Here is a 12,574-nt window from a genome sequence, read left to right on the forward strand (position 1 = left end):
CCGGGGTGATCTTCTGCTCGATCTCCGAGGCGGTGCGCGAGCATCCGGAGCTGGTGAAGAAATACATCGGCTCGGTCGTACCACAGTCGGACAACTTCTTCGCCACGCTGAACTCGGCGGTCTTCTCGGACGGTTCCTTCGTCTACATCCCGCCGGGCGTGCGCTGCCCGATGGAGCTGTCGACCTATTTCCGTATCAACGCCGAGAACACGGGCCAGTTCGAGCGGACGCTGATCATCGCCGACAAGGGCTCCTACGTGAGCTACCTCGAGGGCTGCACCGCGCCGAAGCGCGACACCAACCAGCTGCACGCCGCGGTGGTGGAGATCGTCATCCTTGAGGATGCCGAGGTGAAGTACTCGACGGTGCAGAACTGGTATCCGGGCGACGAGAACGGTCTGGGCGGCATCTACAACTTCGTCACCAAGCGGGCCGACTGCCGCGAGGACCGGGCGAAGGTGATGTGGACCCAGGTCGAGACCGGGTCGGCGATCACCTGGAAATACCCGTCCTGCATCCTGCGCGGCGAGGCGAGCCAAGGCGAGTTCTACTCCATCGCCATCGCCAACAATGCGCAGCAGGCCGATACCGGCACCAAGATGATCCATCTCGGCAAGAACACCCGCTCGCGCATCGTGTCCAAGGGGATCTCGGCGGGGCGAGCGCAGAACACCTACCGGGGGCTCGTGTCGATGCACCCCAAGGCGACCAACTCGCGCAACTACACCCAGTGTGACAGCCTGCTGATCGGCGACAAATGCGGGGCGCATACTGTTCCCTACATCGAGGTGAAGAACAACTCCTCCCGCGTCGAGCACGAGGCGACGACCTCCAAGGTCGATGACGACCAGCTGTTCTACTGCCGGTCGCGCGGCATGGACGAGGAGGAGGCGGTGGCGCTGGTGGTGAACGGCTTCTGCAAGGAAGTGCTGCAGGCGCTGCCGATGGAATTCGCCATGGAAGCGCAGGCGCTGGTGGCGATCAGCCTCGAAGGATCGGTGGGATGATCGTCACGACGACGCCGAATATCGAGGGTCATCTGATCGCCGAATATCATGGCATCGTCTGCGGCGAGGCGATCCTCGGCGCCAATGTGATCCGCGATCTCTTCGCCGGGATCACCGACATTCTGGGCGGCCGGTCGGGCGCTTACGAGAAAGAGCTCGGCAAGGCGCGCAAGACCGCGCTGGCCGAGATGGAAGACCAGGCCCGTGCCGCCGGGGCGAATGCCGTGGTGGGAGTCGATCTCGACTACGAGGTCATCAACAACATGCTGATGGTGTCGGCCTCCGGCACTGCCGTTACCATTGCCTGAGGGAAAAATATGCTTGAGATCAACAACCTGCATGTGAAACTTGAGGAAGAGGACAAGGTTATCCTCCGCGGCGTCGACCTGAAGGTCGAGGCCGGCTCGGTCCATGCCATCATGGGGCCGAACGGCTCCGGCAAGTCGACGCTTTCCTATGTGCTGGCGGGCCGCGACGGCTATACCGTGACCGAGGGCTCGGCCAAGCTCGAAGGCGCCGAACTGCTGGAGATGGAACCGGAAGAGCGCGCCGCAGCCGGCCTGTTCCTCGCCTTCCAGTATCCGGTCGAGATCCCGGGTGTGGGCAACATGACCTTCCTGCGCACCGCGATGAACGCGCAGCGCAAGGCGCGCGGGCAGGACGAGCTGAGCGCCGGCGACTTCCTCAAGCTGGTGCGCGAAAAGGCCAAGGCGCTGAAGATCGACGCCGACATGATGAAGCGCCCGGTGAACGTGGGCTTCTCGGGCGGCGAGAAGAAGCGCAACGAGATCCTGCAGATGGCCATGCTGGAGCCGCGCATGTGCATCCTCGACGAGACCGACTCGGGTCTCGACGTCGATGCGATGAAGCTGGTCTCCGACGGCGTGAACGCGCTGCGCGACGCGGGCCGCGCCTTCCTCGTCATCACCCATTACCAGCGTCTGCTGGACCATATCCACCCGGACGTGGTGCACATCATGGCCAACGGCCGCATCGTGAAGACCGGCGGGCCGGAACTGGCGCTGGAAGTCGAGAAGAACGGCTACGCCGACATCCTCTCGGAGGTGGTGTGATGGCTGTGGCGCAAGCCAAGCAGGACACGCTGGAGGCGCGGATCGCCGGGCTGTCCTTCCCGAACGAGGGTTGGCAGGCCCCGGCGCGTTTCGACGCGCTGGAACGGCTGGGCGCCATGGGGATGCCCGGACGGCGCGACGAATACTGGCGCTACACCCACCCGTCCTCGCTGACCTCGCCCGAGCCGCTGCCGGCGCCTGTCTTCGTCGACACGGCCGAAACGATGGTCTTCGACGCGATCGACCGGCTGAAGCTGGTCTTCGTCGATGGCGTCTTCGATGCCGAGGCCTCGGACGATCTGGCGCTTTCCGGCGTCGAGATCGATCTGCTGTCGCAGGCGCAGAGCGACATCCACTGGGCGCGCGACATCTACGGCGTGCTCGAGGCGCGGGGCCAGACCCCGGTGCAGCGGCCGCTGGCGGCGCTCGGCACCGCCTTCTCCACTGAGGGCGTGCTGATCCGCGCGACGGCCAAGGCGGCGAAGCCCATCGCGCTGGTTTATGTCCATAAATCAGATACTTCCGACGTGATCCTGCACAACTGCATCAGGGTCGAGGCCGGGGCCGAGGTAACGGTGCTGGAAAGCGGTCCTGCCGCTGCGCGCTTCACCAAGGTGATGGAGGTCGACGTGGCCGAGGGCGGCCGCTTCCACCACATCCGCGCCCAGGGCCCGGATCAGGACCGCCGCGCCGCGACGCATATCTTCGCCCGGCTGGCCGAGGAGGCCCTGTTCAAGAGCTTCACCCTCACCGCCAATGGCGTGATGACCCGCAACGAGGCGGTGCTGGAGCTGGTCGGCGACGACTGCGTGGCACATGTCGCGGGCGCCGCGGTGGGCGACGGCATGTTCCACCACGACGACACCGTGTTCATCACCCATGAGGGCCAGCGCTGCGAAAGCCGGCAGGTCTTCAAGAAGGTGCTGAAGAACGGCGCGACCGGGGTGTTCCAGGGCAAGATCCTGGTGAAGCCCGGCGCGCAGAAGACCGACGGCTACCAGATCAGCCAGTCGCTCCTGCTCGACGAGGACAGCCAGTTCCTCGCCAAGCCGGAGCTGGAGATCTACGCCGATGACGTGAAATGCTCGCATGGCTCGACCTCGGGCGCGATCGACGACACGGCGCTGTTCTACCTGCGCTCGCGCGGCGTGCCGCTGAAGCAGGCGCAGTCGCTGATGGTGCTGGCTTTCCTCGCCGAAGCCATTTCCGAGATCGAGGACGAGGGCATCGCCGAGGACATCCGGCAGCGGCTGGAAGACTGGCTTGCGAGCCACGAGCATTGAATGTCGGTCACATCTGACATCGTGGCCAGCTGGCGACACCCGCGCAAGGTGATCGCCAGCCATCTGGCGCGCGGCCGGTCCGAGCCCTTCGCCTTCAGCCTGCTCGTGGTCTTCCTCGTGCTGGCCTTCGTCGCGCAATGGCCGCGGCTGTCGCGCCAGTCGGTGCTGGGGCCGGACGTGCCGCTGGTGCAGGGCATGGTCGCCACCGGGCTGGCGCTGCTGGCGATGATCCCGGTCTTCTACCTGCTGGCCGCGATCAGCCGCGGCGTCGCCATGCTGCTGGGCGGCAAGGGCAGCTTCTACAGCGCAAGGCTCGCGCTGTTCATGGCGCTGCTCGCCACCTCGCCACTGATGCTGCTGCACGGGCTGACGCTCGGCTTCACCGGCTCGGGCGCGCAGAGCCTGCTGGTCGGCGGGCTCGCCTTCGCCGCCTTCGCCATTCTCTGGATCGTCATGCTGATCGAGGCCGAAACATGGAGCTGACCTTCGGCTCGATCCTGCAACTCGCCCGCTTCACCGTGCAGAAGCCGCGCGAGGGGGCGCGGGCCGTCCTGTCGCTGAACCTGCCGAACGACGCGCGCTGGAGCCTGCTCTTGCTGGTGGCCATCGGCGCAGCGCTGCTGACCTCGGTCTCCATCGCGCTGCTGCCGGCCGAGATGCGCGAGATGCTGGGCGGGGGCGCGCAAAGCCCGCTGGTCAGCGCCGGTCTGCAAAGCGCGGCACTGCTGCTGCTGGTCGGAGTGATGACCCAGGTTGGCCGCTGGCGCGGCGGCAAGGGCAGCTTTGCCGATGCGCTGCTGCTGGTTGGCTGGCTGCAATTCATCCTGCTGCTGGTGCAGGCGGTGCAACTGGCGACGCAACTGGTCGCGCCCTTCATCTCCGAGATCATCGGCATCGCCGGGATCGCGCTGTTCTTCTGGCTGCTCACCAATTTTGTGGCGGAGCTGCATGGCTTCCGCTCGCTGGGCAAGGTTTTCGCCGGCATCCTGCTGACGATGTTCGCGCTGTCCTTCGTGCTGGCGCTGTTTCTGATGCCGCTGATGGCGGCCCAAGGGGTTTGAGCGATGTATGACGTGGCCGCGGTCCGCAGCGATTTCCCGATTCTCTCGCGCGAGGTGAACGGCAAGCCGCTGGTCTATCTCGACAACGGGGCCTCGGCGCAGAAGCCGCAGGTGGTGATCGACGCGATGACCCGGGCCTACAGCCATGAATATGCCAATGTTCACCGGGGCTTGCACTATCTTTCGAACCTTGCGACCGACAAGTACGAGGCGGTGCGCGGCACTGTCGCCCGCTTCCTCAACGCGCCTTCCCCGGAGGAGATCGTCTTCACCACCGGCACCACCGAGGCGATCAACCTCGTCTCCTACGCTTGGGCCGCGCCGCGGCTGCAGCCCGGCGACGAGATCGTGCTGTCGATCATGGAGCATCACGCCAATATCGTGCCCTGGCACTTCCTGCGCGAGCGGCAGGGCGTGGTGCTGAAATGGGTCGATGTCGACGCCAATGGCGATCTCGACCCGCAGGCGGTGCTCGACGCCATCGGGCCGCGCACCAAGCTGGTGGCGGTGACGCATATGTCGAACGTGCTCGGCTCGGTGGTCGATGTGGCGGCGATCTGCGCGGGGGCGGGCGAGAAGGGCGTGCCGGTGCTGGCCGACGGCTCGCAGGCGGCGGTGCACATGCCGGTCGACGTGGCGGCGATCGGCTGCGACTTCTACGCCATCACCGGCCACAAGCTCTACGGCCCCAGCGGCTCCGGCGCGATCTTCATCCGGTCGGAGCGGATGGCCGAGATGCGGCCCTTCCTCGGCGGCGGCGACATGATCCACGAGGTCAGCCGCGACGCCGTGAGCTACAACACCCCGCCGATGCGCTTCGAGGCCGGCACCCCGGGCATCGTGCAGCAGATCGGCATGGGCGTGGCGCTGCATTACATGATGACGCTGGGGATGGACCAGATCGCGGCGCATGAGCGTTCGCTGCGCGACTATGCCCGCGATCGTCTCGCCGGGCTGAACTGGCTGAATGTGCAGGGCAATTCGGCGGGCAAGGGGGCGATCTTCTCCTTCACGCTGCAGGGCGCGGCCCATGCGCATGACATCTCGACCGTGCTCGACAAGAAGGGGGTCGCCGTCCGCGCCGGCACCCATTGCGCCATGCCGCTGATGACCCACATGGGCGTCGGCGCCACCTGCCGCGCCTCCTTCGGGCTCTACAACACGGTGCAGGAGGTCGACGTGCTGGTCGAGGCGCTGGAGCTCTGCCACGAGCTGTTCGGCTGACGCGCCGCCCGCGCCGACGAAACTCGCGCGGGCCGCACTCTTGATGTTGCAGCCCGCCGAGCAACTGGCTATACGCATCTGCGACGCACCCGTAGCTCAGCTGGATAGAGCGCTGCCCTCCGAAGGCAGAGGCCACAAGTTCGAATCTTGTCGGGTGCACCAACACTTAGCAGACCTCCGGCAACCTGCTGGCCCTCGTTTCGCCCTCGATTGCCCCCGAATCCTACCGTCTCGCTTCCATTGCGCGCACCGCGCCCTCCTGGAAATGGGGGCTGTGGTGCCAGTAGACGCGCTCGATCGTCTCGGTCGAGGTGGCGAAGAAGCCAGCGGCATCCGTGATGCTCGCGCCGCGCTGGATCGCCCAGGTGATCGCCGTGTGCTTCAGGGTGTGCGGCGTCGGATGCCATCCCAGCTCCGCCTCGACCGCGATCTTTCCCCAAGCCATCTTGATGTCCGCCACGCGCGAGCCCCGCCACTCAATGGCCCAAGTGCTGCCGGATGCCTTCCAGCGCCGCGCATGGGCGAGGATCTGGCGGGGCAGCTTCGCCGGGGTGCGCCGCTTCTTCGTCGCCCGCTCACCAGATCCGCGGCGGTAGATCACGCCGGCCTCAAGGTCGATCCAGCCGCCCACGGTGCTGGGGCCGCCGAGCCGCAGGTTCAGGATCGCTTCCTTCCGGGTGCCGGTGTAGAGCGCGATCAGGACGAATCGAGCGATGTGATGCTGCTCTCGGGCGCGAGCGGCGCGGATGAACTTCGCGGCCTCGCTGCGTGTCATCGCCCGCTGCTTGGTCACGGGCCGCCTGCGCTACCGCTACGCCACGGTCCCTCACCAGTCTAACGGCCTCGATTTTAAACTCACGGCTGAACTTCCGTCTCGTCGTATCTGCACTCCAGTTCCTTGGTCACGATCTTATCTTCGTGTCCACGAAACTGGCAGCAGCTCACCGTGGCCTCCGGCGAGACCGTGTCGATCATGAACTTCAACGTCCTGTGTGGTGACGAGGCGCGGGGCGACGACGAGACCGACGCAGCTTATGCCGCAGATGTGGCTCGCGCCATTGCGGGCGGCCAATTCTATGTGAACAGCCCGGTGTTTACCGGCCTCACTCCCGACCAGATCGCAACGCTTGTGAACTGGAACGTCAAGCTTGACGGCGCGCTTCCCGCGGCCTCTGCCGCGAGCAGCCTCTCCTTCGACATGCACAGTGCTTTTGACCGTATTCTCTGGCAGACGCAGCGGGTGGATCAACAGGCGGCAGAACCGGCTACCCAGCGCGGTGATGATGGCATTCGCGCCGCGACGATCGCTCTCTCGACCTCGGGCGGCCGGGCGGCGCTTTCCGCCGACGGCGCGAATATGGCCTATCTCTTCGGTGGCCTGGCCCCGGGCTGCAGGACCTCGAAGAGGGCAAGCTCGACTATGATGGCGACGTGCTTGGCCTCGGCATCGAGAGCGAGCTGTCGACGGCTCTGGTCGCGGGCGTTGCGCTCGGTCTCAGCCGGGCCGACGGCTCGATCGGCGATCTTTGCTCGTCGATCGACAGCCGGCAGGTGACGATGTCGCCCTACATGCGCATGGATCTTGGTCCGGGCCTGTCGTTCTCCGGCCGTGTCTTCGCCTCGACCGAAGACTGAAGCTACGAGCGCACTGCAGGTGCGGCGACAGCTTCCGCCAATGCTGAGGGCAAGAGCTTCGGCGGCAAGATCGAACTCGCCAAGGATCTGCGCTCCATGGTCTCCGGTCTGGGCGCCTATGCCGGTCTGTCCTACTCCCATACGGATGTCGATGGTTACACCGGGGGCGCCGCGGGTGCGGCGAACCTGGTCGTGCCGTCCTACGACATCGAGAAGACGGACATCCACGCCGGGCTTCGGCGCACCGCCTCCTGGACGACGGTGGGCGGCACGCTGCTGAACGGCTTCCTTGGCGCAGGCGTGGGCGCGAACCTCAGCGGCGACAGCTCGATCCTGACCAGCTATGCCGGTTCCGGCACTGGTTACAGCAGCATCGTGGAGAATGACCAGGGCGCATACGCGACCCTGGAGTTCGGTCTCTCCGGCGAAGTCGCGCCGGGCGTCACCATTGCCGCAGCCTACGGCGGCCGCTTCAATGACGAGGGCAACGAGCAGTCCGCCATGCTGCGGATTTCCGCAAGCTTCTGATCGGACCGCAAAACTCTCAAGCGCCGCCCCGGGGATTGACATCCCGTGGGCGGCGTTCTTTCAAAAGCAGTATCGCTAATTGCGACGCTACGGTGCTCGGTTCATTGTCGCCAATTACTCGTAGCAGAGGGGGATATGAACGGCTCTGATGATGGGGGCATTTTGCTGCAGAACGGGCTGAACGACTGCTTTCAGGGACTGCAGCCGCTCAGCCCGTTCTTAATCAAAAGATGCGTCGTGGGCCGCGGCCAGTCCTTAGGCGAGTATAGCCTCCTGGTCTTGACCTGGGCAGGCGAAAGGTACCGTGATCCAGTCGAGCGGCAGGCCCGCGGGACCCGGGGAAGCGGTCAGATGATGTGCGCGGAAGTCTGGGGGGTATTCTGGGACTCCGTCCCCAGCTGCCGCCGAGTAACTGCGATTCCCGCCGGTCTGCGATCAGCGAAAATTTTGTGTAACGGCACACCAAACGTGCCAGACCCCAACAATATCAGACCGTTACCCAGGGGGATGCTGGAGCGGGTGAAGGGAATCGAACCCTCGTATTCAGCTTGGGAAGCTGCTGCTCTACCATTGAGCTACACCCGCGACAGGAACTGACCTAAGCCAGCGGAGAGGCTTCGTCAAGCGGGGTCGAGGCGGGAAAATGAGGGGGCCGCGCCGGAGACGCGGCCCCTTCCTCGCCGGCCAGGGGGCAGGAGCCCGGCGAGGACAGATCCGGAGCGCGGGTCGGGTGTGAGCGCCCGCCCGCGGTCCCCGGCCGGTGGACCCTGGCGGGCCTCACATCGCGGGAAGCAGCACCGTGTCGATCACATGGATCACGCCGTTCGACTGCTTTACATCGGCAATGGTCACCGTAGCCACATTGCCCTGACCGTCTTCCAGCATCACCATGCCGTCCTTGGTCATGGCGGTGTATTCGCAGCCGCCGACCGTCGTGACGGTGTGCTTGCCGCCATCATCGGTCACCATCTTGGTGATCGCATCCGACATCGCATCGGCGGCGACCACGTGGCAGGTGAGGATCTTGGTCAGCATTTCCTTGTTCTCGGGCTTCAGCAGGTTGTCCACCGTGCCGGCGGGCAGCTTGGCGAAGGCCTCGTTCGTCGGCGCGAAGACGGTGAAGGGGCCTTCGCCCGAGAGGGTCTCGGCCAGACCGGCGGCCGTGACGGCGGCGACCAGCGTGGTGTGATCGGCGGAATTGGCCGCGTTCTCGACGATGTTCTTGTCCTCGAACATTTCGGCGCCGCCGACCATCGGGTTTGCGGCGAAGGCCGCCCCGGCGAAGAGCGCGGCGGCGGCGGTCAGGGATGCGAAACGGAATGCGTTGGTCATAGGGGTTCCTCCGGGTGGCTGGCAGGGCCATTCCCTGCCTCACGACGAAGCTACGGAGGTTTCTCCCCCGGAGTTTCATCCCGGGCCGATTATCACGGCTTCGTTAGGAAGACGTGACCACGCCCGAGACCAGAACCTCGGTCGGCGCGCCGTCGGGCGAGCCGCCGAGGGGCTCGCGGCTGACCGCCAGCGTCGCGCCGGGCGTGAGCGCGGGCAGGCTGCGCGTCACGGTCTGCGCGTCGATCAGGCCGAGCGAGGCCGGAGCCCCGGTTCCGACGATCACCCAGAGCTCATAGCTGCTGTCCGCCCCGGGGTTCGGTCCGGCGGTATGGGTGACGGTCAGCTCCTCGGTCGCCGCATCATAGGAGGCGGCGAAGGTCAGCGGCTCCGCCGTGGCGCTGAGCGTCGCGGTGAGGGCAGGGGCCGCCGGTCGCGGATCGACCGCGATGAAGACCGCCAAGGCCAAGGCCGCCGCTGCGCCGGCGCCAGCGAGGAAGCGCAGGAAGGCGAAGCGCCGCCGCGGCGCGGGCAGACCGAAGAGCCGCGCCTCGATCACCGGCAGCAGATCGGGCGCGGGCACCTCGGGGTAGGCGTCGTTCAGCGGCGCGAAATGCTGCTCCCAATGGGCGACGCGGGCTGCGAAACCCGCATCGCTGCGGATCAGCGCCTCGGCGCGCTGGCGCTCGGCACGCTCAAGTGTGCCCAGCACGTATTCCGCCGCCAGCGCCTCGCCCTCGTCCCGCTCCTGATCCCGTGCGTCGCTCATCCGTCCAGACAATCCTTCAGCCGCAGCAGGCTGCGGCGCAGCCATGTGCGCATGGTGTTCAGCGGCACGTCGAAGCGGCTGGCAAGCTGCTGATAGGACAGCCCGCCGAGATAGGCGCCGCGCACCGCCTCGGCCCGGTCGGGCTCCAGCGTTTCGAGGCATTCCACTACGCGCCGCGCCTCGCCGCGTGCGATCAGCCCCGCCTCGACCCCGGGCCGCTCATCGGCAAGCTGCTCGGTCTCCTCGCCGTCCTCACGGTCGGGGCGGGCGCGCAGCCGGTCTATCGCGTGGTTGCGCGCGATGGCGATCAGCCATGTCATCGCCCGGCCCCGCTCCGGATCGAAGCGGGCGGCTTTCAGCCAGACACGGGTAAAGACCTCCTGCAGCGCATCCTCCGCTTCGCTCCGGTTTCCGAGGATACGCAGCAGCGTGCCGAAGAGTTTCGCCGAGGCCGCGGAATAGAGCGCGCGAAAGGCGGCGCGGTCCTGGGCGGCGATGCGCGACATGAGCGGGGCCAGCGGATCGTCTGTCATGCCCATCCCGGTGCCTGTGGAGCCTGCCCCTTGATCGGGGATTGGAGGGCGGATGACAAGCCGTCACCTGCCCTCGGCCGATCACGATCTGCGCCGCCGCGCCCCGGCGCCGCCGCCGCCGCCGGTGTTGAAGCTCACCTCGGGCAGGGTGACGATCTTGTGCAGCTCGGGGAAGGCGTCGACCGCATGCGGGATCGCGTTGGCATTGACGAAATGCTCTTGGAAGCGCGGCTCGATCGCGGTCTCGACCTTGTGGATCTCATGCACCGTCGCCTCGATCGCATCGCGGGCGGCGACGCTGGCCAGCGCGATCCGCGCCCCGGTGCCCGCCGCATTGCCGGCCGAGATCACATGGTCGAGCGGCACATCCGGGATCATCCCCAGCACCATCGCGTGTTTCGGGCTGATATGCGCGCCGAAGGCCCCGGCCAGCACGACCTTCTCGACCTTGTCGATGCCCATTTCGTCCATCAGCAGCCGCGCCCCGGCATAAAGCGCAGATTTCGCCAGCTGGATCGCCCGGATGTCGCCCTGCGTCACCATGATCCGCGGCCCGCCCTCGGCGCTGGCGTCATGCAGCAGGTAGGAATGCGTCCGCCCCGAGGGCAGCATCCGCGCCGTCCCTGTCTGTTCCGCCGAGCCGAGCAGGCCTCCGGCATCGACCAGTCCGGCCAGCCGCAGCTCCGCCACCGCCTCGATGATGCCCGAGCCGCAGATGCCGCTGATACCCACGGCCTTCGTCGCCTCGGCAAAGCCCGGATCGTCGGACCAGAGATCGGACCCGATGACGCGGAAGCGCGGCTCCTTGGTCACCGGATCGATCTCCACCCGCTCGATGGCGCCCGGCGCGGCGCGCTGGCCGGAGGAGATCTGCGCCCCCTCGAAGGCCGGGCCGGTGGGAGAGGAACAGGCGAGCACGCGGGTCTCGTTGCCGAGCAGCAGCTCGGCATTGGTGCCGACATCGACGATCAGCACCATGTCCTTCGACTTGCCCGGCTCTTCCGACAGCGCCACCGCCGCGCAATCGGCGCCGACATGGCCGGCGATGCAGGGCAGGATATAGACCTGCGCCGAGGGGTTGACGGCTGTCAACGCGAGATCCCGGGCGGCAAGGCTCATGCTGCCGGAGGTCGCCAGCGCGAAGGGCGCCTGACCCAGCTCCACCGGGTCGATGCCAAGGAGGAGGTGGTGCATCACCGGGTTGCAGACAAAGACCGTCTCGTAGATCGACTGGGGGTCGATGCCCGCTTCCCTGGCGATCTCGGAAGCCAGCGTGTTCAGCGCGGCGCGGACGGCGGCAGTCATCTCGACATCGCCGCCGGGGTTCATCATGGCGTAGCTGACGCGGCTCATCAGATCCTCGCCGAAGCGGATCTGTGGGTTCATCACCCCCGAGGAAGCCAGCACTCGCCCGTCGCTCAGATCGCAGAGATGGGCGGCGATGGTGGTGGAGCCGAGATCGATCGCCAGGCCGTAGAGCCCGTCCTCGTGGAACCCGGGCCAGATGTCCAGGAGCCGCGGCGCGGCATCGTGGTTGCCGCGGTGGACGGCGACGGTCACCTTCCACTCGCCCTTGCGCAGCGCGGGCTGTAGCCGGCGCAAGAGCGCGAGATCGGCCCGCACATCCGTGATGCCCCACTGCTCGGCGAGCGCCTGCGACAGCCGCTCGAAATCGCCGGATGGTTCCTCCATGTCGGGCTCGGCCACCTCGACGAAGAGGGCGCGGGTCGCCGGGTCCATGACGATGTCGCGCTGGGTCGCGGATTTGCGGATCACCTGCTTGTGCACCTGGCTCTCCGGCGGCACGTCGATCACCACATCGCCCTGCACCTGCGCCTGACAGCCGAGCCGCCGCCCGTCGAGCATGCCACGCTTCGTCTTGTAGCGCTCCTCTACCGCGTTCCAGGGCGAGAGCGCATCGGCGTCCACCGTCACGCCATGCTTGGGAAATTCGCCCATGCCGGGCGAGACCTGACATTTCGAGCAGATGCCGCGGCCGCCGCAGACCGAGTCGAGATCGACGCCCAGCTGCCGCGCCGCCGTCAGCACCGGCGTGCCGAGCGGGAAGCGCCCCCGCTTGCCGGAGGGGGTGAAGATCACAAGCGCGTCGGTCATGGGGGCCTCATCGGAGG

At 66.7% G+C, this 12,574-nt stretch carries 14 protein-coding genes, 2 tRNA genes and 1 pseudogene; 10 read left to right on the forward strand and 7 right to left on the reverse strand.

Going from position 1 to position 12,574, the window contains the following annotated elements:
• From sufB to C5F48_RS07285, 8 genes are all read left to right on the forward strand, one after another.
• Window positions 1–1,007 (forward strand): Fe-S cluster assembly protein SufB (gene sufB / locus C5F48_RS07250; protein WP_107663239.1); only part of this gene is annotated, 1,007 nt, incomplete at its 5' end.
• Window positions 1,004–1,315 carry a heavy metal-binding domain-containing protein gene (locus C5F48_RS07255; protein WP_107663240.1) on the forward strand — a complete coding sequence of 104 codons (312 nt, stop codon included), beginning with the start codon at window positions 1,004–1,006 and terminating at the stop codon, window positions 1,313–1,315. The genes sufB and C5F48_RS07255, both read left to right, overlap by 4 nt.
• 9 nt (window positions 1,316–1,324) lie before the next feature.
• Window positions 1,325–2,080 (forward strand): Fe-S cluster assembly ATPase SufC, encoded by a 756-nt coding sequence (gene sufC, locus C5F48_RS07260; RefSeq protein ID WP_107663241.1) that lies wholly within the window; start codon window positions 1,325–1,327, stop codon window positions 2,078–2,080.
• On the forward strand, window positions 2,080–3,363 hold the full coding sequence (gene sufD, locus C5F48_RS07265) for a Fe-S cluster assembly protein SufD (protein ID WP_107663242.1): 1,284 nt from the start codon (window positions 2,080–2,082) through the stop codon (window positions 3,361–3,363). Before sufC ends, sufD begins: the two co-directional genes overlap by 1 nt.
• Window positions 3,364–3,846: a YIP1 family protein gene (locus C5F48_RS07270; RefSeq protein ID WP_107663243.1), complete on the forward strand. Its 483-nt coding sequence runs from the start codon at window positions 3,364–3,366 to the stop codon at window positions 3,844–3,846. It abuts the gene before it with no gap.
• Complete coding sequence (locus tag C5F48_RS07275; protein WP_107663244.1) at window positions 3,837–4,424, forward strand: Yip1 family protein; 588 nt, start codon at window positions 3,837–3,839, stop codon at window positions 4,422–4,424. Before C5F48_RS07270 ends, C5F48_RS07275 begins: the two co-directional genes overlap by 10 nt.
• A gap of 3 nt (window positions 4,425–4,427) precedes the next feature.
• Window positions 4,428–5,648: a cysteine desulfurase gene (locus C5F48_RS07280; RefSeq protein WP_107663245.1), complete on the forward strand. Its 1,221-nt coding sequence runs from the start codon at window positions 4,428–4,430 to the stop codon at window positions 5,646–5,648.
• Window positions 5,649–5,733: 85 nt separating this feature from the next.
• A tRNA-Arg gene (locus C5F48_RS07285) sits at window positions 5,734–5,810 on the forward strand.
• A gap of 61 nt (window positions 5,811–5,871) precedes the next feature.
• Here the strand turns inward: C5F48_RS07285 and C5F48_RS07290 are convergent.
• Complete coding sequence (locus C5F48_RS07290; protein WP_146170567.1) at window positions 5,872–6,423, reverse strand: tyrosine-type recombinase/integrase; 552 nt, start codon at window positions 6,421–6,423, stop codon at window positions 5,872–5,874.
• A 13-nt stretch (window positions 6,424–6,436) separates the two neighbouring features.
• Window positions 6,437–6,496: pseudogene (locus C5F48_RS07295) on the reverse strand (hypothetical protein); the annotation flags it as partial.
• A 125-nt stretch (window positions 6,497–6,621) separates the two neighbouring features.
• Between C5F48_RS07295 and C5F48_RS25100 the strand changes: the two are divergent.
• Window positions 6,622–7,203 (forward strand): hypothetical protein, encoded by a 582-nt coding sequence (locus C5F48_RS25100; RefSeq protein ID WP_146603640.1) that lies wholly within the window; start codon window positions 6,622–6,624, stop codon window positions 7,201–7,203.
• A gap of 176 nt (window positions 7,204–7,379) precedes the next feature.
• Complete coding sequence (locus tag C5F48_RS07305; protein ID WP_107663248.1) at window positions 7,380–7,811, forward strand: autotransporter outer membrane beta-barrel domain-containing protein; 432 nt, start codon at window positions 7,380–7,382, stop codon at window positions 7,809–7,811.
• Window positions 7,812–8,322: 511 nt separating this feature from the next.
• Here C5F48_RS07305 and C5F48_RS07310 read toward each other — a convergent pair.
• From C5F48_RS07310 to C5F48_RS07330, 5 genes are all read right to left on the reverse strand, one after another.
• A tRNA-Gly gene (locus C5F48_RS07310) sits at window positions 8,323–8,396 on the reverse strand.
• A 192-nt stretch (window positions 8,397–8,588) separates the two neighbouring features.
• On the reverse strand, window positions 8,589–9,143 hold the full coding sequence (locus tag C5F48_RS07315) for a fasciclin domain-containing protein (protein ID WP_107663249.1): 555 nt from the start codon (window positions 9,141–9,143) through the stop codon (window positions 8,589–8,591).
• 103 nt (window positions 9,144–9,246) lie between these two features.
• Window positions 9,247–9,909, reverse strand: a complete 663-nt coding sequence (locus C5F48_RS07320; protein ID WP_170139565.1) for an anti-sigma factor — start codon at window positions 9,907–9,909, stop codon at window positions 9,247–9,249.
• Window positions 9,906–10,442 (reverse strand): sigma-70 family RNA polymerase sigma factor, encoded by a 537-nt coding sequence (locus tag C5F48_RS07325; RefSeq protein ID WP_107663286.1) that lies wholly within the window; start codon window positions 10,440–10,442, stop codon window positions 9,906–9,908. The genes C5F48_RS07320 and C5F48_RS07325 overlap by 4 nt, the downstream gene beginning before the upstream one ends.
• Window positions 10,443–10,523: 81 nt before the next feature.
• Window positions 10,524–12,557, reverse strand: coding sequence for an ASKHA domain-containing protein (locus C5F48_RS07330; protein WP_107663251.1), 2,034 nt, complete (start codon window positions 12,555–12,557; stop codon window positions 10,524–10,526).
• Window positions 12,558–12,574: the final 17 nt, after the last annotated feature.

The sequence above is a fragment of the Cereibacter changlensis JA139 genome (assembly GCF_003034985.1).
In the GTDB taxonomy this organism is placed as follows: Bacteria; Pseudomonadota; Alphaproteobacteria; order Rhodobacterales; family Rhodobacteraceae; genus Cereibacter; species Cereibacter changlensis.